Origin of the sequence: Rhodococcus sp. OK611, from assembly GCF_003050885.1 — a bacterium.
Lineage (GTDB): Bacteria > Actinomycetota > Actinomycetes > Mycobacteriales > Mycobacteriaceae > Rhodococcus_G > Rhodococcus_G oryzae.
The window spans coordinates 184,960-203,843 of the sequence record NZ_QAOZ01000010.1 but is presented as its reverse complement, the minus strand read 5'-3'; the positions used below and the strand labels follow the sequence as shown (position 1 = coordinate 203,843).

Sequence of the window (18,884 nt, the reverse complement as noted above, 5' to 3'; positions counted from 1 at the left end):
GGAACTGGGGTGATCGACGATGTCCGGTGGCGATTCGGCTGATGCGGTGGACGGTGCCTCGGGGAGCGACCCGGATGCACAGGCGTGGAGCCCGCGGAGTGACCCGGATGCACAGGAGCGGAGCCCGCGGAGCGACCCGGACGCACAGGAGCGGAGCCCGCGGAGCGACCCGGACGCACAAGCGCGCCTGCACTTCGCAGATCAGTTACGCCTGCTGTTCGCGACGGCGGGCGGGCCCGCTCTGAAGAAGGTCGTCTCCGAGGCGTCTGCGGTCGGCCGAACCATCGGCACGGACCGGCAGATCTCGGTCCAGCGACTGAGCGACTGGCGTTCGGGCAAGCGGGTCCCCGCGACGTTCGACTCCGTCCGCCCGGTTCTGGTGGTCCTCATCCGAGCGGCCCAGGCGCTACACGGCACCCAGCCGCCGGTGGCCGGCCTGTACTCGATGAAGCAATGGCTGGCGTGGTGGACGAGTGCCCGCGACGCGAACGCCACGCGCGGCCGTGGCGAGCCGGCCGATCAGCTGGTGGCCGTCCCGGTGACCGGCGTTCGTCCGTATCGGGGGCTCGAGCCGTACCGGGCCGAGGACGCGCGGCTGTTCTTCGGGCGCGGCGCCAGCCTGCCCGGTCTGGTCGAGACGGTCACCTCCGCGCAGGGGCACGGACTGGTGATCGTGACCGGTGCCTCGGGAGTGGGGAAGTCCTCGTTGGTCCAGGCCGGTCTCGTCGCGGAACTGGCGGGCCCGGGATCCGACGCCGGTGGCAGGCCGGTCGTGCTCACGCCGGGACCGCGTCCGTTGCAGTCGCTGGGCGAGGCGCTCCCGGAGCTGCGGGAGGCGGCCTCGGATCCTCGGCCGGAGATCGTGCGCCGCGCGGTCCGCGCGGTCGCCGCCCGGCTGGAGCCGAACCCGCTGTTGATCGTCGTGGACCAGATCGAGGAGCTGTTCACCCAATGTGACGATCCCGAGGAGCGCGACCGCTTCCTCACCCTCCTCGATCTAGCGGCCACGACGGTCGGTGCCGAGGAGACGCCCGATGCCGCGCCCGTCGTCGTCGCGACGATGCGCTCGGACTTCTACGAGCAGGCGCTGTCCCAGCCGGTGCTCGCCCGCGCGTTCGAACGTCACAGCAAGGTCCTCGCGCCGCTGACGCGGGAGGACATGGTGGAGGTGATCACCCAGCCCGCCCGGATGATCGGTCTCAAACTCGAGGCGGGGCTGGTCGACCTCATCCTGCACGATCTCGGGGTGCTCACCTCGGACGAAGGCGCGGGCACCGTCCTGCCGCTGCTCTCACATCTGCTCGACACGATGTGGGAGCGCAGACGCGGAGGAGTGCTCACCGTGGCGAGCTACCGCGCCACCGGCGGCGTGCGTGGGTCGGTCGCAGCGACGGCCGAGCGCACCTGGGCGGCGTTGGACGAGCGGGGCCAGGTGCTGGCCCGAGCGATGCTGGTGCACCTGGTGTACGTCACGGACACCGGCACCGACGTGAAGATCCGTCGTTCGCTGCCGCAGTTGCTGGCCTTCGCAGGCGAGGACACGGCCACCGGCAGGCAGGTGGTGGACCAGTTCATCGCGGCCCGGGTCCTCGTCGCGGACACCGAGAGCGTGGAGCTCATCCACGACGCGGTGATCGATGCCTGGCCGCGGCTGAAACAGTGGATCCAGGAGGATCGCCGATATACCGCGCTGCGCCAGCAGATCGAGGCGGACGCCGCGAACTGGGAACAGGCGGACCACAACAGCAGCCTGCTCTATCAGCGCGGCCGCCTCGACATGGTCGCCGAGCACGATGCGTCGAGGGTCGCCGTCGAGGGGCTGGGCGCGACGAAGGTGGCCGCCTCCCTGACCCCGACGGCCTCGGAGTTCCTCGCCACCTCGACCGGGCACGTGCGCCGGGACACCTGGATCCAGCGGGCCGTGATGGCGGCGCTGGTGGTGTCCACGGTGATCGCGTTGGTCGCGGTGTCGATGGCATGGACGGCGAAGCAGCGCGCCGAATCGGAACGCTCGGCCGCTCAGTTCCGCCAGCTGATCGCGCTGACGGATTCGCTGCGGGACTCCGACCCGACGACCTCCGCGCGGCTGGCCATCGAGGCCTGGCAGATGAAGCCGGGCAACGATGCCGCGTACTCACGCCTGATCGCGACCGAATCGACCCCGGTGGGCCGCGTCCTGACCGGCCATCAGGGCCCGGTCTACGGGGTGGCGGTCTCGCGCGACGGCTCGACGATCGCCTCGGCCAGCGACGACCGCACAGTTCGACTGTGGGACCTCACCGACCGCACCGACCCACGACCGATCGGCGCCCCTCTCGGCGGGGCCGAGAAGTACATGGCGTCGGTGTCCTTCAGCCCGGACGGCAGGATCCTGGCCGCGGGCAGCGGCGATGGCCTCGTGTTCATCTGGGACATCACCGACAGGTCCGCGCCGCGTCCGCTGCTCGAGGGGACCAAGGTGGGGACCCGGGCGGTCCACAACCTCCGGTTCAGCCCGGAGGGCCGGATCCTGGCCGTGCCGAACGACGACGGCACCGTGACGATGTTCGACACCTCGGATCCGTTCTCCGGTCACTTCGGGTCAACGGTGCTGCTCGCCCATCAGGGCGCGGTCCGGACGGTGTCGTTCCGCGGGGACTCGGCGGTGCTGGCGACCGCGAGCGATGACCGGAGCATCCGGCTGTGGGACATCGCCGGGGTGGGCGCGGGCGTCGCGCCGGTCCCGCTGCCGTCGGTGCTGACCGGTTTCGGCGACGTGGTGCACTCGGTGGCGTTCGCGCCCGACGGGCGGACCCTCGCCGCCAGCAGCGATGACGGGTTCCTCCGGGTGTTCGACACCACCGACGTGCGGGCGGTCGGCGAGATCGGGGCCCCGATCCAGGCCCACACCGGTGGGGTGTGGACGATCGCCTTCGCGCCGGACGGCGCGACGCTTGCGAGCGCATCGTGGGACGGCACGGTGAAGACCTGGTCCCTCGACCCCGCCTCGCGGACCCTGCGCGAGCTGCGTCCGGCGTTGACCGGCAACGGCGGCGGAGTCCCCGCGCTCGCCCTGGTGCCCGACGGTTCCGCCATCGTGACCGGGGGACAGGACTCGACGGTGCGGGTGTGGACCCTGCCGACGACCGCGATTCACGTCTCGGGGTCGGGGCTCACCCAGCCCGCGCCGAGCCGCGACGGATCGTTGGTGGTGACCGGTGGATACGACTCGGTGATCCGGTTGTGGCGGGTCGACGGTGACCGACGGTTGTCCCTGGCGAGTGCGCTCGCCCTGCCGCGCCCGCTCGGCGGAGCCCATGTGGTGGCGCTGGCTCCCGACGGCGGGACGATGGCGACCGCACCGACCTCCGGCGGTCAGGTGCAGCTCTGGGACGTGCACGACCCGGCCCACCCGCGTGCTCTCGGTGGACCGATCCTGACGCAGACGAGATTCACCTGGGAGTTGGCCTTCAGTCCGGACGGGTCGACCCTCGCCATCGGTGCGGATGACGTCAGCGTCCGGCTGTGGAACCTGGCGGATCCGGAAAGGCCGGTGCCGTGGGGTGAACCGCTCGCCGGTCCGACCAATCTCGTTCGCACGGTGGCCTTCAGCCCGGACGGGCGCAACCTGGTGGCGGCAGACGCGGACGGCGGGATGCACGCCTGGGACGTGCGGGACGCGGCGAGCCCGCGCGAGGTCGCGGTTCCGGACGGCGGTCAGGCGGACGGGATCAACTCGATCTCGTTCAGCCCGGACGGGACGATGCTGGCGACCGGGGGCGACGAGCAGTCGATCGTGCTGTGGGACCGGGCAGCCGACGGTTCTCTCGCCATGAGGGGTTCGCCGCTGCGCGGACACACCGGCACCGTGTACTCGGTGTCGTTCGACCCCGACGGCCGCCACGTGATCAGCGGCAGCGACGACGGCACGGTGCGGCTGTGGGACGTCGCCGACGCGGGGTCGATGCGCAATGTCGGCGGGCCGCTCACCACCGCCGGTACCGGTCGATGGCAGGTGGCCTTCCTGCCCGGCAGTCACGCCGCCCTCTCCGGGGACGGTGAGGGCGTGCTGCGGATCTGGGAGCTAGACGCGCCGTCGATCATCCGCCGAATCTGCTCGTCGACGGCGCCGCTGTCGGCGGACCGCGCGGCGGACTTCGAGCTGTCCGGTTCGGGCGAGCAGGCCTGCGCGCAGGCGTGAGGACGACTATCCGAGCGACATGATGCTCGAGGCCTTGTCGAGGCATTCCTGCCATTCGGCATCCGGGTCGGAGTCGATGGTGATGCCGCCGCCGACGCCGAGCACCGTGTTCCCGCCCGGGTCGAATTCGACGGTGCGGATCGCCACGTTCAGTTCGGTGCCTGCGAGCGGGGACGCGAACCCGACTGCGCCGCAGTACACCCCGCGATGGTTCGGCTCCCATTGGGAGAGGAGTTGGCGGGCGCGGTGTTTCGGGCAGCCGGTGACCGAGGCGGGTGGGAAGGAGGCCTCCAATAGGGCCGCGGTGGTGGTGCCGGGCGCGGCGGTCGCGGCGACGGTGGAGACCAGATGCCAGACCCCAGGGGCGGGGTAGACACCGAGCAGATCGGTGACCGTGACCGATCCGGGCACCGCGACCCGGCCGAGGTCGTTGCGCACCAGGTCGACGATCATCACGTTCTCCGCGACGTCCTTGATGGAGGCACGCAGGCGGTCCGGATCGTCGGCGATCGGCAGCGTGCCCTTGATCGGGCTCGAGCGGAGCGAGTCCCCGTGGCGGGAGAGGAACAGTTCGGGGGAGAGCGATGCCACCGCACCCCACTCGCCCTGCACGAAGGCGGCGCGGGCGGGACGGGTCGCGGCCACGGCGTCGGCGAAGAAATGCAGCGGATCGCCGTCCGCGCGGCCGCGGAACTGGGTGCACACGCAGGCCTGGTACACCTCACCCTGCCGGATGGCCTCGAGGCACTGCAGCACACCGTTACGGTGCGCCTCCCGGTCGGGGGCGGTCCACTCGATCCACCAGGGCTGCGCCGGGGCGGCGGCCGCGGTGACCGCGTCCGACCACGCCGCCGGGCAGGGGTCGTCGGTCAGGCTTTCGTACCACCAGCAGCCGTCGGCGTCCTGCCGCAACACCGAGTCCGTCCAGCCGCCGGCCGCGGCGGGGAGCGCGGCGGTGGCCCCGCTTGCCGGGGTGTCCGGGTAGGCGAGATAGCCGATCCAGCCGCCGCCGATCACCGGGCCGCCGTCCGCGCGCGGTCCCGTGTCGCCGACGGTTTCCCGGTCCGAGAGGTCGAAGGTGCTCGCCTGGCCGGCGGGGAGGGTGTGCACGGTCGGGGCCAGTACCGCCCGGGATCCGAACCAGTCACCGATCAGCGCCGCGGGAGCGGGTGCGCCGCGGTCGACGGCCAGGCTCGCGAGAGCGCGCAACACGTCGGTCGGGTCGCCGCCGTCACCAATCCGCTCGATCCGCACCCGACAAGCGTGACACGGCCCCACCCGCACACCCGAATCGTGCGGGTCGACAGACCTTCGTCGCGGTCGAAATGGTGCGGGAGGGGCGAACCTCAGCCGGCGGTCGAGGGTCTCCTCAGGCTGAGACGCCGCCGTCGATCACCAGATCGGCGCCGACCACGGCGCCGGCCTCGGTCGACGCGAGGTACAGGGCTGCGGCCGCGACCTCGCCGGTGGCGGTCATCCGTCCGAGTGGAGACTGCTGCCGGATGCGAACTTCGCGCTCAGCCTCCGTCTCGCCCGGTCGTAGCGACATCGTCGTATCGGAGGCGCCCGGGCTGACCGCGTTGATCCGGATGCCGTCCCCGATGTGGTCGAGTGCGGCGGCCCGGGTGAGGGCGGAGACGGCGGCCTTGGACACGATGTACCCGGCGACACCCGGGATTCGGTGGTGTGCACCGAGATTGGAGGCGATGTTGACGATCGCGCCGCCTCCGCTCGTGCGCATGTGCCTGATCTCGGCCTGCATGGCGAGCAGGACACCGGTGACGTTGACGTCGAGAAGATTCCGAAAGTCTTCCTCGGGCAGGTCGGCGACAGGCTGTCCGCCGCGGAAGATACCCGCGTTGTTGACGGCGACGTCGAGGCCGCCGAAGCGGTCGACGCTGCCCCGCACCAGGGCGTCCATCGAATCGGATCGGGTGACGTCGGCAGTGATTGCGGCGGCGGTGCCGCCCTGCTCACAGATCAACGCGACGGTGTCCGCGAGGGGTGCGGCGGTGCGGCCCGCGGCGACCACGGCCGCGCCCTCCCCTGCGAAGGCGAGGGCGATGGCGCGACCGAGGCCGGAACCGGCTCCGGTCACGAGGACGGTCTTACCGGCGAAACGTGCGGTCATGGTTGGAGCTCCTCTGGGTTGACAGCTGGTTGACTACTGGGTGGTCGGGCAGTGGGCGCGGAGGTGTGGGAGGGCGGCCAGGGTGAACGCCGCTGCGGTGGCGGCAAGCGACGAGGCGTCGCTGCCGAGGGTGAGCAGGCAGCAGCCCCGCAGACCGGCGAAGGTCAGCAAGTATCCGGCGCTGAGCAAGATCAGGTCGGCCAGGACGGTGCCTAGGAGGGGGAAGGCGGGCGCGGTGGCCTTTGCCCGCGCCTGGGCCGGTGCCAATTTGCGGCTTCGTAGCTGTCATGATTCCCGGTATTTTTGAACTGATCGTTCCATTATGTGGACATGCGAAGGGGCAGGCTTCTGCTCGGATGATCGGTCAGTCCAGCAGGGTCAGTGCCTGCTCGGCCGCGGTGTGTACCCGCACGGGATCGCTCGAGGCCTTACCGACCACCCGCATGCCTTGCATCAGCACGAGCAGCATGCGGGCCAGTCCGCGCGGATCGCGATTGGCGGGCAGTTCACCCTGGGCCTGGGCCCGGACGAGGGCGGAGTAGAGCAGGGTCTCGATATGCTCCCAGCTCACCTCGACCCGACGGGCAGCGTCGGTGTCGTGTGGGCCCAGTTCGGCTGCCGTGTTGGTGATGAAACAGCCGTTCAGGCGCTGGTTGGAGGAGGCCTCGTCGGCGAAGCGACGCACCACCGCGCGGACGGCGGGCAGGGCTGGGCCAGGCTGTGAGAGTTCGCTGAACAGTCGCGGGTCGCGGGTTTCTCCATACCGGTCCATCGCCTTCAGGTAGAGGTCGTGCTTGTTCCCGAAGGTGGCGTAGAGGCTTGCTCGGCCGACGCCGAGGTGCTCGACGAGGTCGGTCATGGACGTGGCCTCGTAGCCGTGACGCCAGAACAACTCCAGTGCCGACTGGAGTGCGACATCTGGGTCGAACGCTTTTGTCCTCGCCATGGCTGGGACGGTACCCTTTATTGGAATGATTGGTCAAGTATGGACGGTGGTGGTGTCAGCGGGTGTCGCCGCCGGTCGAGGCGGCTGGGCTTGCTGGAGGGCAGTCGCGCATCCCAATCAGGTTGGGGTAGTGGAGAAAACCGCTTCCGCGACGGGTGCGTGGGGCCGTCGTGAAGCGGGAACCTTGCGGTCATTCCTGCGGCTCACCCCGCGATCACCTGTCCGTCCTTGCTCATCGGCCTGGTCGCCTGGATGAGCAGCGAGGTGAACAGCATCTCGACCTGTTCGAGATCGACAGGGGCGCCGACCATTGTGGCGGTGGAAATTCGCGAATTATACAGGGTCCGAACATGATTGGAATGGCCGATCGAGGTGAGCAGCAAGTCCTTCTGCTTGGCGTACGGGTTGTCGAGATGGACTCGCCTGCTGTGCACGGTGACGCTGAGGTCTGGCTCCCCACCCGCGCACCCGAATCGAGCCGTCACCGGGCCGTCAGTGCGGGCCGCGACGCCAGCGGTACGCCCCGCGAGTCGCCTGCTTCGTCATCCAGCGCACCGTCGTGAGGCAGACCTGCTCCTTCACGAGTGCTCCCACGCGGCCGGTGATCGCAGGCCAGGCGGGGGAGTCGTCCGCGTGGGTCGGTTGGAAGGCTCCGCGCCGCCGGCCGAGACTGATGCACTGGCCAACGAATCCGAGCGAGAGCTGCGTCGGTTCGGCGCCGCCGAGACGGGCGAGGACGGTGTCGGCGGCGTGCGCGCCCATCGGGAGGGCCGCCTGGCAGCTCATCCGGAGGTGGCCGAGTTCGTCCGCGGGTCCGGCGACCGCGTCACCGGCTCCTACGACCGACGGGGCGCTCCGGCTGGTCAACGTCGCGTCGACCAGCAGTCGGCCGTCGACATCGACCTCGAGTCCACTCCTGCGCGCCAGGTCGGGCACCGCGAAGGCGGTCGCGAGCACCGTGCAGTCGCTCCGCAGGATCCGCCCGTCCGCGAGAGTGACCTTGCCCTCGGCGATTTCGGCCACCCGGTCCCCGTCGATCGCCTCGACGCCGAGCGTGGTCAGCGTATCGAGGATCTTGCGTCGCGTCCGTGGCGGCAGGGCGTGCGCCACAGGGGAGTCGGACACCAGGGACACGGCGATCTCGGGATCGTTTTCGGCGAACTCGGCCGCCGCCTCGATACCGGTCAGTCCGCCCCCGATCACGGTGACGGCGAGCGGTCGCGGAAGAGCCCGCAATCGGAGCCGGAGCAGGTGGGCCTGTTCGAACTCGGACAGGGAGAAGGCGTGTTCGGAAGCCCCCGGGATGTGGTCGCGTCGGTCGGTGCTGCCGACCGCGTAGATCAGGTGGTCGTAGGCCAGGAGCTCGCCATCGCTCAATACGATCGAGCCGTCCCGCGCGTCGATCCGCTCGACGGTCCCCACGCGCAGCTCCACCCCGGGGTGGAGTATCTGCTCGAATGAGATTGTGGCGTCGGAGCTTCCGGTGACGAGCTGATGAAGCCGGATGCGTTCGACGAACACCGGCCGGGGATTGACGACGATCACCTGCGTGTCCTCGCTCCGTGATTTCAGCCGGTTCGCCGCCATCACCCCGGCGTATCCCGCTCCCACGACCACGACACTTGCGCTCATCGGCGCACCCCCTTCGACAGTTTCAGTTCGGCCGCCACGGAGGTGGCCGCGCGTAGCGCGCTGTTGATCGCGATCTCCCCGCGCATCCCGGGGGCAGCGACCATGTCCCCGACGAGGTACACCCCCGAGCCCCGGTCGATCGCGGGGCGGTCGCGCCAGGTCTGGCCGGGCAGGTCGATGGCGCCGGTCCTGCCCTTCGCCGTGGCGGTCCGCTGCCAGGTGACCCGGTCCCGCCAGCCAGGAACCGTGAGGTCGGTGAACCTGTGTAGACGGGTGCGCGCCCGGTCGATCGACTCGCCCGCGCGCACCGGCATGTCGATCTGGAACAGGGACTCGCCCGGCGGCGCGACGGAGCGGTCCTGCATCGAGTAGCAGTCGTGGAAGCCGCCCTCATCGAGGTCGGCGGCGGTGAACAGGTCGCGCCGTCCCTCGTGGACGGCGAGGTCGAGCATCACGCAGTGCCCGCTCTGCCAGCTCAGCGCCGAGTCCCCGAGGAGGGTTCGCGCGGAGGACAGTTCGGTCGCGACGATCGTCGGTGTGGCGGGGATCGTGTCCACTCGGGAGCCCAGCTCGATCCGGACCCCGAGGTCGCGTGCGCGGACCGCCATCCGGTCGGTGACCGCCTGCCAGCCGCCTGCCACGTAGCGCACGCCGGGCACCCTCGGCCCGTAGATCCGTTGAAACAGATCCCACACGAACGCGGCCGAGAGCCTCCCGGTGTCCGCGTCGTAGGTGGCGACGCCGACGGAGTTCGCCATCGCGGTCGCGGCGTCGTGCCCGAAACGCTGTGCGGCCCATGAATGGAAGTCCGTGTCGATGGGTGCGGTGGCCCAGGGCGTGAGCTGGGCGCGCAGCATTCCCCTCGGCTGCCGCCTGCGAAATCTGCCGCGCGACCGGAACCCGAGCAGCCCGATGCTGCGGATCGGGGGCAGGCACAGGCCATCGACGAATCCGCGTCGCTTGAGCCACTGCCAGTGCGGGCCGTCCGCGTAGAACACGTGCGCGCCCTCGTGGGCGATGTACGGGCCGGCCGTGGCGCGGGCTCGGCCGCCGAGCGTGCCGTGTGCCTCGTGCAGGGTGACCCGGGCGCCCGCCTCCGCGCAGGCGATCGCAGCGGTGAGTCCGGCCAGGCCGCCGCCGATCACAGAAACCGAATCTGTCATGCCTGTGACGGTAAGGAGCGGGTGATGATTACTCCAATGCATTGTTTGGGTCGTCTCGATGCACTAGACGTATAGATATGACCCTGACGCAGCTCGCCTGTTTCCTCGCCGTCGCGCGCACCGGGCATTTCACCAAGGCGGCCCGCGAGGTGCACTTGGCCCAACCGTCGCTGAGCAGACAGATCCTCGCGCTGGAGAAGAGCCTGGGCGCCAGCCTGTTTCACCGCGCGCGGGGAAACATCGCGCTGACCGCGGCGGGCGAGGCGTTGTTGCCGTTGGCGACCAGGATGCTCGCGGACGAGGAGCTCGCGTACCGCGAAATCGCCGAGCTGACCGGGTTGCGGCGCGGCCGGGTGCGCTTGGGTGCGCCGCCGAGCCTGTGCGTCAGCCTCGTCGCAGATCTTCTCGAGCGCTATCTCGCGGCGTACCCGGGGATCACGTTGAACGTGAACGAGAGTGGATCGCGCGGGCTGGTCGACGCGTTGACCGGCGGACTGGTCGACATGGCGTTGATCGTCTCGAACGAGGACCGCGGCGAGGCGGCCCTCGAGGTCACGCCGCTGCTGCGGGAGGACCTCGTCGTGGTGTCCTCGGCCGCCGCCGATCCGCTCACCGCGCGAGGTGCGCTGACGCTCGACGAACTCGCGAGCTCCCCCCTGGTGATGTTCCACCGTGGGTACGACCTGCGCGCGGCCACCGACGCCGCGTTTCAGCGGGCCGGATTGACGCCGCGGGTCGCGGTGGAGGGCGCGGAGATGGAGGGGGTGCTGCGGTTCGTCGAGCGCGGTCTCGGTGTGGCCGTGGTGCCGTCGCTGGTGGCGGCCCACCGGCCCGGCCTGCGTCCGGCGCGGCTGAAAGCGCCCGAGCTCAGCCGCACCATTTCCCTGGCCCGCCGGGCCGATGTGCAACCGACCCACGCCGCGCGCGCGATGCAGGACATGCTGATTGCGGTGGTCGACGACATGGTCGCGGAAGGGGCGCATGGGCTCACGCGCCTCTGATCCGCTTCACCCCGCGATCGCCTGCCCGCCCGCCGACAGCGTCGCCGCGTCGGCCGCCGACCGTCCGGCCAGCACGCCCCGCGGATCGACCGCGGAATGCTGCCATGTCTTCGTGGGACCGAACAGGCGGTCCACCTCGGCCTTCACCGCCGCCGCACGGCCGGCGAGGAGGGGTAGCAGGTCCCCGAACCGGACCTCGGCGTCGACAACCACCCGCGCTGTCGCGGCCTTGTCCGCCTCGGTCAGTCGTTGACCGATCCGGATGGCGAAACCGAACAGGAAGGCCTTGCGGAACGATGTGGACCGCGAACCGTCCTCGCCCGCTTTGCTCATTGCCCTCGTTGCCTGGATGAGCAACGAGGTGAACAGCATCTCGACCTGTTCGAGATCGACGGCAGCGCCGACCATCGTGGCGGTGGCCATTCGCGAGTTGTAGAGGGTACGAACATGATTGGCATGGCCGATCATGGTGAGCAGCAGGGCCTTCTGCTTGACGTAAGGGTTGTCGAGGTGGACCCGCCTGCTGAGCACGGTGACGCCGACGCCGACGCCGGGCTCACCGGACTCGAGCAGCGCGGAGTTGATCGCATATCGGGTCATCAGCTCCTGGGCCTTGGCAGTGAGGGTCTCTGCCTCTTCTGTGAACTCGGTGCTCTCGGCCTTCGCGAGCAGTCCGCGAATCTTGTTCAACACCTTCAGATCTGCCGGGCTAGAGGGCTGAGTCGTCGTTTCGTTGCGCTGCCGTGGCCAGGCGGAGGGCGGTGGGCACAGTGCCGTCCAGGGGCCCAGGTGCTGCCACAAGAACCCGAGCGATCGGGTGTGCGCCTGGTCCACCGCCGCGATCTCCTGCGCTTCGGGATGCGTGTCCGCGATCGCCTGTAGCTGGTCCAGCCATTGCCGGGGAGCCCTCGACCATGCGCGGCTTCGTCGCGATTCTTCCAGGACCAGCGCCGCCGCGGTGGGGGTCACCGTGGCGTCGATTGCGCGTCTGGTGACGTGCATGACATCGGCGGGCTGCCAGCCACGCTCGTACGCCTGGGCGAGCGCGTCGACTGCGGACATCTGTCGAATGTGTGTTCGATTATCGCTCATGGCGACAGTCTGCACCGGGGGTCCGACACGTATTCCCGGTGCAGGTGGGGGGCGGGTTCGGCGCTACTTGCGTCTGATGGCGCGCTCACCCTTGGCCAGCGATGCGTTGTCCGCCGCGGCCCGCCCGGCATGCCAGCCCCTGGCGTCCACCGACCGGGCCCTCGCCTTGGTGGTGCCGGGGAACAGCCGGGTGAACTCCGCGTCGACCGCCGCGGAGGTGGTGGCGAGGACCGGCAGCAGATCGCCCAACGGGATGGACTCCTCGGCGGCCGCCGCCTCGGTCGCCGTGGCGTCGGCATCGTGCAGTCGCTGTCCGATCCGGCTGGCGAACCCGGCGAGGAAGGCCTTCCGGAACCCCGTGGTGCGCGCACCGCTGCGGCCCTCCGCGGCGCCGGACTGCAAGGCGCGGGCCGACTGGACGAGCAGCGAGGTGAACAGCAGGTCGACCTGCTGTAGATCGACCGGTGTCCCGACCGCGGTGGCGATGTCGAGGTCGCCGAACAGGACGGTACGAACCCGGTTCGCGTCGCCGATCGCGGTCAGCAGGTGCACCTTCTCCTTCAGGTACGGGTTCTCGAAATGGAACCGGCGGCTGTGCACAACGGTTCCGCCCGCGTGGGCGCGTGAACGCAGCAGGGCGGCGGTGATCGCGTACCGCGTCATGAGTTCCTGTGCCTTCGCGGTGAAGGCCTCCGCCTCTTCCGCGAACTCGGTGCGCTCCGCCTTGGCGAGCAGCCCCCGGATCCGGCCAAGCACCTTGGGATCCGCGGTGGTCGCGGGTTCCGCGGCTACCGCCTCGGGTTCCGCCGCGCCTTCGGGCGGCCACTGCGACGGCGGGGGCAGGAGGAACATCCAGTCCGACAGCCGGTTCCACTCCGCGGCCAGCTCGGACAGCTGGTATCCCAGGAAGCCAGACCGTCCGGCCGTCAGGGCGCCGGCGAGGTGCCCGCCACGTGGACCGGTGACCGGCGTCCGGTCGGCCAGGCGAGCCTGGTCCGGGTACACCTCGCCGACTGTGTGCAGCTGATCGGACCACTCCGTTGGCGCCCGATCCGCCGCACCGCTCAGCCGCGCCTCGTACAGCAGCACGGCCGCGGCGAGTCCGGGCGGCGACTCGGCTGCCCTGCGGGTCAGGTGCAGCAGGTCCGCGGGTTGCCAACCTCGCTCGTAGGCGCCCGAGAGCGCGTCGAGGAGCGCCGCTGCCTCGGCCGACGGCCGGCCGTCGTCGGGCACGCCCTCGTTCGTCATATCAGGCGGTTTCGGGCTCCACGTACCGGGGGAACACCGGCGACGGTGCAGGCAGCGGGTTGCCCGCCACGATCCGCACGCCGAGGCTCGCGAAGTCGCGGCCGTCCTCGTCCTGCCCGAGCAGGTCCAGGATCTTCGCCCCGGAGTCCGGCATCACCGGCTGGACCAGGATCCCGACGATGCGCACCACCTCGAGGGTCACGTAGAGCACCGTCGCCATCCGGGCCGGGTCGGTCTTGCGGAGCACCCACGGCTCCTGCTGCGAGAAGTATCGGTTGGTCTCGCCGAGCACGTGCCAGATCGCCTCGAGCGCCTGGTGCAGCGCCTGCTTGTCGAAGTCGGCGCGCACCGCCTCGAGGAGGGCGTCGGCCTTGGCCAGCAGCGCGCTGTCGTCCTCGGTGAGATCGCCGGGGGTGGGGACCTGGGCGTCGCAGTTCTTGGCGACCATCGTCAGCGAGCGCTGCGCGAGGTTGCCCAGCTCGTTCGCCAGGTCGGCGTTCATCCGGGTGACGATGGACTCGTGGCTGTAGCTGCCGTCCTGGCCGAACGAGATCTCCCGCAGCAGGAAGAAGCGCAATGCATCGAGGCCGTACTGCTCGACCATCTGGAGCGGGTCGACGACATTGCCGACCGACTTCGACATCTTCTCGCCCTTGTTGTAGAGGAAGCCGTGCACGAAGACGCGCTTCGGCAACTCCAGGCCCGCGGACATCAGGAACGCCGGCCAGTACACCGCGTGGAAGCGGCTGATGTCCTTGCCGATGATGTGCAGATCCGCAGGCCAGAACTTGGTGAACGCCTCCGACTCGACGTCGGGGTAGCCGAGGCCGGTGAGGTAGTTGGTGAGGGCGTCGACCCACACGTACATGACGTGCTCGGGGTTGCCCGGCACCGGAACGCCCCAGTCGAAGGTGGTGCGCGAGATCGACAGGTCCTTGAGGCCGCCCTTGACGAAGCTGACGATCTCGTTGCGCCGGGTGTCGGGCGCGATGAACTCGGGCTGCGACTCGTACAGCGCGAGGAGCTTGTCCTGGTACGCGGAGAGCCGGAAGAGGTAGTTGGACTCCTCCGTCCACACCACGGGGGTGCCCGTCAGCGTCGAGATGCGTGAGCCGTCGTCGAGCAGGGTGGTCTCGGCCTCGGTGTGGAACGCCTCGTCGCGCACCGAGTACCAGCCCGCGTAGGTGTCGAGGTAGATGTCGCCGGCCTCGACCATGCGCTCCCAGATCGCCTGGCACGCGACCTGATGATCCTCATCGGTGGTCCGGATGAACCTGTCGTAGGAGATGCCAAGGGTCTTGTCCATCGCCTGGAAGACGTCGGAGTTCCTTGTCGCGAGCTCTTGGACGCTGATGTCCTCTTTGGCCGCGGTCTGCTGCATCTTCTGGCCGTGCTCGTCCGTGCCGGTCATGAAGAACACGTCGAACCCGTCGAGACGCTTGAAACGCGCGATGGCGTCCGAGGCGATGTACTCGTACGCGTGGCCGACGTGCGGGGCGCCGTTCGGGTACGCGATCGCCGTGGTCATGTAGAACGGCGGTCGGGTGGCTTCGGGGCGGCTGGGTGCGGGTGACACAGTCATGGTGCGCCTACTCTATCTGCGTGCCAAGAGACCGTCCGGCCCCGGACCTGCCAGAGCCGCTCGAGCCCCTGATCGACTCACACACCCACCTCGACGCGTGCGGCGCCACCGACGCCGCGTCGGTGGCCGAGATCGTCGACCGCGCGGAGCGGGTCGGCGTCGGTCGCGTCGTCACGGTGGCCGACGATCTGGCCGCCGCACGGTTCGCGGTGGACGCCGCGAACTGGGACCCGCGGGTGTACGCGGCGACCGCCATCCATCCGACCAGGGCGAACGTGCTCGACGACACGACCAAGGCCGAGATCGAGCGCCTCGCGGGCGATCCGCGAACCGTCGCGGTGGGGGAGACCGGGCTCGACTACTACTGGCCGGGCAAGCTCGAGGGCTGCGCCACCGTCGAGGAGCAGGTCGAGGGATTCCGCTGGCACATCGACCTCGCCAAGCGGCTGCGCAAGCCGCTGATGATCCACAACAGGGAGGCGGACCACGATCTGCTGGCGGTGCTGATCGACGAGGGCGCGCCGGAGACGGTCATCTTCCACTGCTTCTCCTCCGACGCGAACATGGCGCTGGCTTGCGTGGAGGCGGGCTACGTGCTCAGCTTCTCCGGCACCGTCAGCTTCCGGAACGCGCGCGAGCTGCACGAGGCCGCGAAGCTGGTGCCCGACGATCAGCTGATCGTCGAGACCGACGCGCCGTTCCTCACTCCGCACCCGTTCCGGGGCGCACCGAACGAGCCGTACTGCCTGCCGTACACGGTCCGGGCGCTGGCCAACACGCGCGGCCAGGACCCGATCGAGCTGGCGCGGGCCTCGACCGCGACCGCCCGCCGCGTGTACCGGATCTAGCCCCCGCCGAGAGTGCAGTGGGGGTACCTCCCTGCACGAGGTGCTTGGGGGATGGTCGCATCGACCGAGAGCGAGCGACGGCAACTGCTCACTCGGCGAGTAAATTGGGCCGCACGGGTAGGCGACGAATGCACGGGTTCACGAATGCGACTCCCGTCGACCGCGGCGTCGACATCATCGACGTGTACATCGCGGCGTGGGAGATCGAGTGCTGCGCCCCACCGCCCGAGGTGGGCCGCGAGGCGACGTGGGTGCTCGCCTACACCGCAGACGACACCGAGCCGGAGGTCATCCGCCGACCCGTCCGCTGGGATCGGATCAGCCGCAAGCTCAGCGCCGGGGGCGTCAGCGCCTACTGGCGAGACGCTCCTGACGACCTGTCCGACCATCCCGCCGGGCTACGCGGGCGGCTGTGGGGGACGGTGCACGGCGCGGACGTCCCGGATGGATTCGACAGCACCACCGGCTCGGTTCTGGGCGTGTACCTGCTCGACGAGCTGTACCGCGAGAACGAAATCGGCGCGTGGTGCCCAATCCAGGGGACCGCGGTGCGGACCTCGGTATCGAAGAGCCCCGGGTGGTTCGGCGGCAGCGGGACCTTCGTGTCCGGCATGGACTGCCGCAAGCAGACCGGGGTGGTGATGGAGCTGGCGGTCCGGGGCTGACGCCGAGTGTGCAGTTGTCGGGGCATCGCCCGAGAGCAATGGACGATAGCTGCACACTCGGCGAGCGGCGCGTGCTCGGCCTACAGGACCTTCTTGAGGAAGTCCTGGGTGCGCGGTTGCTGCGGGTTCCCGAACAGCTCCGCGGGGGTGCCCTCCTCGACGACGAACCCGTCGGCCATGAAGATCACCCGGTCGGCCACCTCGCGGGCGAAGCCCATCTCGTGGGTCACCACGACCATCGTCATGCCCTGATCGGCGAGGTCGCGCAGCACCTGCAGCACCTCGCCGACCATCTCCGGGTCGAGCGCGCTGGTGGCCTCGTCGAACAGCATGATGTCCGGGTTCATGGCCAGCGCCCTTGCGATCGCCACGCGCTGCTTCTGCCCACCGGACAGGTTGGCGGGCTTGGCGTTCGCCTTCTCGCCGAGACCCACCTGCTCGAGCAGTCTCTGCCCGGTCGCCCTCGCCTCCTCCTTGGTGGCGCGCTTGGTCTGCACCGGCGCCAGCATCACGTTCTCCAGCGCGGTCATGTGCGGGAAGAGGTTGAAGTGCTGGAACACCATGCCGATGTGCTGGCGCACCTTGTCGATGTCGACCTTCTTGTCGGTCAGGTCGTAGCCATCGACGATCACGGTGCCGTCGGTGATGTCCTCGAGCTTGTTCAGGCAGCGCAGGAAGGTGCTCTTGCCGGACCCGGAGGGACCGATCACGCAGACCACTTCGCCGTTCGCGATGTCCACGTCGATGCCCTTGAGCACCTCGTTGTCCCCGTACGCCTTCTTGAGGCCGGAGACCTGAATCTTGGTGGTGGGCGACGCAACCGGCGCCGCTGACGACTCGGTCATGCGTTGATCCTCTTTTCGAGCCGGTCGGACAGTTTGGTCAGCGCCATGATGATGACGAAGTAGAAGATGCCGACGATCAGCCACATGTTGAAGGACTCGAAGTTCCTCGCGATGATGATCTTGCCGGTCTGGGTGAGCTCGGCGATGCCGATCACCGACAGGATCGAGGTGTCCTTGAGCGTGATGACCGCCTGGTTGACGAACGACGGCATCATGGTGCGCACCGCCTGCGGCAGCACCACCTTGCGCATCGAGGCCATGTAGTTCATGCCGAGGCTGCGGGAGGCCTCCATCTGGCCCTTGTCGACGGACTGGATGCCGCCGCGGATGATCTCGGTGATGTAGGCGCCCGCGTTCAGGCTCAATGTGATCACGCCCGCGGTGAACGCCGGCATCTGGAAGCCGAGCGCGGCCGGGATGCCGAAGTAGATGAAGAACGCCTGCACCAGCAGCGGGGTGCCGCGGAAGATGTCCACATAGGTGACGCCGATGGCGCGCAGGACCTTGCGGTGCGAGACCCGCAGGAACCCGAATATCAGGCCGAGCACCAGCGCGATCGCGAGCGAGACCACGGTCAGCACGATGGTCATCCACAGGCCCTTGAGCAGCTGCGGGTAGGTGTCCTTGAGGAGCGAGAAGAAGTTGTTCCCGCCCTGGGCCTCCTGCGCACCCTCACCGAGGTAGGTGTCGAGGATCTTGTCGTACTGCCCGCTGGCGCGCAGGTTCGCGAGCCCGGCGTTGAACTTCTGGATCAGCTCGGCGTTCTGGCCCTTGGAGACCGCGAACCCGTAGGAGTTGCCCGCCTCCTTCTCGCCGACCGCCTTGAGGCCGTTGCCCTGCGCGATGCCGTACAGCAGCACCGGGTAGTCGTCGAAGACCGCGACCGAGTTACCGGTCTTGACGTCGTCGTACATGCTGGCGGAGTCGTCAAAGGTGACGGTGGTGAAGCCGTACTTGTCCTTGATGGACTCGGCGAACATCGCGCCCTCGGTGCCGGTCTTGATCGCGACCCGCTTGCCCCTGAGGTCCTCGTAGGACTCGATGTCGTCGTTCGACTTCGCGACCGCCATCTGGACGCCGGAGTCGAAGTACGGATCGGAGAAGTCGAAGACCAGCTTGCGCTCGTCGGTGATCGACATTCCGGCGATGACCCCGTCGACCTGACGCGACTGCAGCGCCTGGACGGCGGCGTTGAAGCCGAGCGGCTTGACCTGGTACCGGAATCCCTGGTCCTCGGAGATGGCCTTGAGCAGGTCCATGTCGATGCCGACGAAGTCGCCCTGCTCGTTCTGGAACTCGAACGGAGCGAAGGTCACGTCGGTGGCGATGACGTAGGTCTTGTCGGGGTCGGATTGCGCGTTGGCGGTCCCGACTCCGAGGACGAGGGCGAGCAGGGCGAGGAGGCCGATCACGACGGGTAGTCGGTCGAGTCTTCGGCGCGATTGTGTACGCATCCGCGTGAGCATTCCTGGTCACGATTCCATGAGCAAACGACTCGGCGCTGTGTACCGTTCTGAGACCTTTATTTGCGCTGGTCAGGGACTCGCGGTT

Annotated in this window: 16 protein-coding genes; 4 read left to right on the top strand and 12 right to left on the bottom strand. The window is 69.2% G+C overall.

The genetic code is table 11. The features are described 5' to 3' along the window. Window positions 1-19 precede the first annotated feature (19 nt). Complete coding sequence (locus tag C8K38_RS14565; RefSeq protein ID WP_097212258.1) at window positions 20-4,180, top strand: nSTAND1 domain-containing NTPase; 4,161 nt, start codon at window positions 20-22, stop codon at window positions 4,178-4,180. A 6-nt stretch (window positions 4,181-4,186) separates the two neighbouring features. Here the strand turns inward: C8K38_RS14565 and C8K38_RS14560 are convergent, their stop codons facing one another. The 7 genes from C8K38_RS14560 to C8K38_RS14530 form a co-directional block, all read right to left on the bottom strand. Then, window positions 4,187-5,434: an aminodeoxychorismate synthase component I gene (locus C8K38_RS14560; protein WP_097212259.1), complete on the bottom strand. Its 1,248-nt coding sequence runs from the start codon at window positions 5,432-5,434 to the stop codon at window positions 4,187-4,189. A 115-nt stretch (window positions 5,435-5,549) separates the two neighbouring features. Next, complete coding sequence (locus tag C8K38_RS14555; RefSeq protein WP_097212260.1) at window positions 5,550-6,311, bottom strand: SDR family NAD(P)-dependent oxidoreductase; 762 nt, start codon at window positions 6,309-6,311, stop codon at window positions 5,550-5,552. Between the two features lie 33 nt (window positions 6,312-6,344). Beyond that, entirely contained in the window at window positions 6,345-6,578 is a 234-nt protein-coding gene (locus tag C8K38_RS14550; protein ID WP_097212261.1) for a hypothetical protein, read from the bottom strand. Between the two features lie 97 nt (window positions 6,579-6,675). Further along, window positions 6,676-7,257, bottom strand: a complete 582-nt coding sequence (locus C8K38_RS14545; RefSeq protein WP_097212262.1) for a TetR/AcrR family transcriptional regulator — start codon at window positions 7,255-7,257, stop codon at window positions 6,676-6,678. Between the two features lie 203 nt (window positions 7,258-7,460). After that, the gene (locus C8K38_RS14540; protein WP_097212263.1) at window positions 7,461-7,742 is read right to left on the bottom strand and encodes a hypothetical protein; all 282 of its coding nucleotides are present in this window, start codon (window positions 7,740-7,742) and stop codon (window positions 7,461-7,463) included. Window positions 7,743-7,749: 7 nt separating this feature from the next. Continuing rightward, on the bottom strand, window positions 7,750-8,889 hold the full coding sequence (locus tag C8K38_RS14535) for an NAD(P)/FAD-dependent oxidoreductase (protein ID WP_097212264.1): 1,140 nt from the start codon (window positions 8,887-8,889) through the stop codon (window positions 7,750-7,752). After that, on the bottom strand, window positions 8,886-10,052 hold the full coding sequence (locus C8K38_RS14530) for an FAD-dependent oxidoreductase (protein WP_097212265.1): 1,167 nt from the start codon (window positions 10,050-10,052) through the stop codon (window positions 8,886-8,888). The genes C8K38_RS14535 and C8K38_RS14530 overlap by 4 nt, the downstream gene beginning before the upstream one ends. Before the next feature lie 77 nt (window positions 10,053-10,129). Here C8K38_RS14530 and C8K38_RS14525 point away from each other — a divergent pair, with 77 nt between their 5' ends. Next, the gene (locus C8K38_RS14525) at window positions 10,130-11,053 is read left to right on the top strand and encodes a LysR family transcriptional regulator (protein ID WP_097212266.1); all 924 of its coding nucleotides are present in this window, start codon (window positions 10,130-10,132) and stop codon (window positions 11,051-11,053) included. A gap of 6 nt (window positions 11,054-11,059) precedes the next feature. On the opposite strand, the gene C8K38_RS14520 is transcribed toward C8K38_RS14525, so the two are convergent. The 3 genes from C8K38_RS14520 to metG form a co-directional block, all read right to left on the bottom strand. Beyond that, entirely contained in the window at window positions 11,060-12,115 is a 1,056-nt protein-coding gene (locus C8K38_RS14520; protein ID WP_245221034.1) for a DUF2786 domain-containing protein, read from the bottom strand. Between the two features lie 93 nt (window positions 12,116-12,208). Beyond that, window positions 12,209-13,393 (bottom strand): DUF2786 domain-containing protein, encoded by a 1,185-nt coding sequence (locus C8K38_RS14515; protein ID WP_097212268.1) that lies wholly within the window; start codon window positions 13,391-13,393, stop codon window positions 12,209-12,211. Window position 13,394: 1 nt separating this feature from the next. Beyond that, window positions 13,395-14,975, bottom strand: a complete 1,581-nt coding sequence (gene metG / locus C8K38_RS14510) for a methionine--tRNA ligase (RefSeq protein ID WP_097212269.1) — start codon at window positions 14,973-14,975, stop codon at window positions 13,395-13,397. A 20-nt stretch (window positions 14,976-14,995) separates the two neighbouring features. Here metG and C8K38_RS14505 point away from each other — a divergent pair, with 20 nt between their 5' ends. Then, window positions 14,996-15,823 carry a TatD family hydrolase gene (locus C8K38_RS14505; RefSeq protein ID WP_097212270.1) on the top strand — a complete coding sequence of 276 codons (828 nt, stop codon included), beginning with the start codon at window positions 14,996-14,998 and terminating at the stop codon, window positions 15,821-15,823. 128 nt (window positions 15,824-15,951) lie between these two features. Continuing rightward, window positions 15,952-16,488, top strand: coding sequence for a DUF6578 domain-containing protein (locus C8K38_RS14500; protein WP_097212271.1), 537 nt, complete (start codon window positions 15,952-15,954; stop codon window positions 16,486-16,488). A gap of 80 nt (window positions 16,489-16,568) precedes the next feature. On the opposite strand, the gene C8K38_RS14495 is transcribed toward C8K38_RS14500, so the two are convergent. Then, complete coding sequence (locus tag C8K38_RS14495; RefSeq protein WP_097212272.1) at window positions 16,569-17,333, bottom strand: amino acid ABC transporter ATP-binding protein; 765 nt, start codon at window positions 17,331-17,333, stop codon at window positions 16,569-16,571. Beyond that, window positions 17,330-18,787, bottom strand: a complete 1,458-nt coding sequence (locus C8K38_RS14490) for an amino acid ABC transporter substrate-binding protein/permease (RefSeq protein ID WP_179800582.1) — start codon at window positions 18,785-18,787, stop codon at window positions 17,330-17,332. Before C8K38_RS14490 ends, C8K38_RS14495 begins: the two co-directional genes overlap by 4 nt. Between the last annotated feature and the right edge of the window lie 97 nt (window positions 18,788-18,884).

What these genes read in the sequence shown, in the direction of transcription:
- C8K38_RS14565 (WP_097212258.1), top strand. Translation starts at nt 20, where the DNA reads ATGTCCGGTGGCGATTCGGCTGATGCGGTGGACGGTGCCTCGGGGAGC.
- C8K38_RS14555 (WP_097212260.1), bottom strand. Translation starts at nt 6,311, where the DNA reads ATGACCGCACGTTTCGCCGGTAAGACCGTCCTCGTGACCGGAGCCGGT.
- C8K38_RS14545 (WP_097212262.1), bottom strand. Translation starts at nt 7,257, where the DNA reads ATGGCGAGGACAAAAGCGTTCGACCCAGATGTCGCACTCCAGTCGGCA.
- C8K38_RS14535 (WP_097212264.1), bottom strand. Translation starts at nt 8,889, where the DNA reads ATGAGCGCAAGTGTCGTGGTCGTGGGAGCGGGATACGCCGGGGTGATG.
- C8K38_RS14530 (WP_097212265.1), bottom strand. Translation starts at nt 10,052, where the DNA reads ATGACAGATTCGGTTTCTGTGATCGGCGGCGGCCTGGCCGGACTCACC.
- C8K38_RS14525 (WP_097212266.1), top strand. Translation starts at nt 10,130, where the DNA reads ATGACCCTGACGCAGCTCGCCTGTTTCCTCGCCGTCGCGCGCACCGGG.
- C8K38_RS14520 (WP_245221034.1), bottom strand. Translation starts at nt 12,115, where the DNA reads ATGTCCGCAGTCGACGCGCTCGCCCAGGCGTACGAGCGTGGCTGGCAG.
- C8K38_RS14515 (WP_097212268.1), bottom strand. Translation starts at nt 13,393, where the DNA reads ATGACGAACGAGGGCGTGCCCGACGACGGCCGGCCGTCGGCCGAGGCA.
- metG (WP_097212269.1), bottom strand. Translation starts at nt 14,975, where the DNA reads ATGACTGTGTCACCCGCACCCAGCCGCCCCGAAGCCACCCGACCGCCG.
- C8K38_RS14500 (WP_097212271.1), top strand. Translation starts at nt 15,952, where the DNA reads ATGCACGGGTTCACGAATGCGACTCCCGTCGACCGCGGCGTCGACATC.
- C8K38_RS14495 (WP_097212272.1), bottom strand. Translation starts at nt 17,333, where the DNA reads ATGACCGAGTCGTCAGCGGCGCCGGTTGCGTCGCCCACCACCAAGATT.
- C8K38_RS14490 (WP_179800582.1), bottom strand. Translation starts at nt 18,787, where the DNA reads ATGCGTACACAATCGCGCCGAAGACTCGACCGACTACCCGTCGTGATC.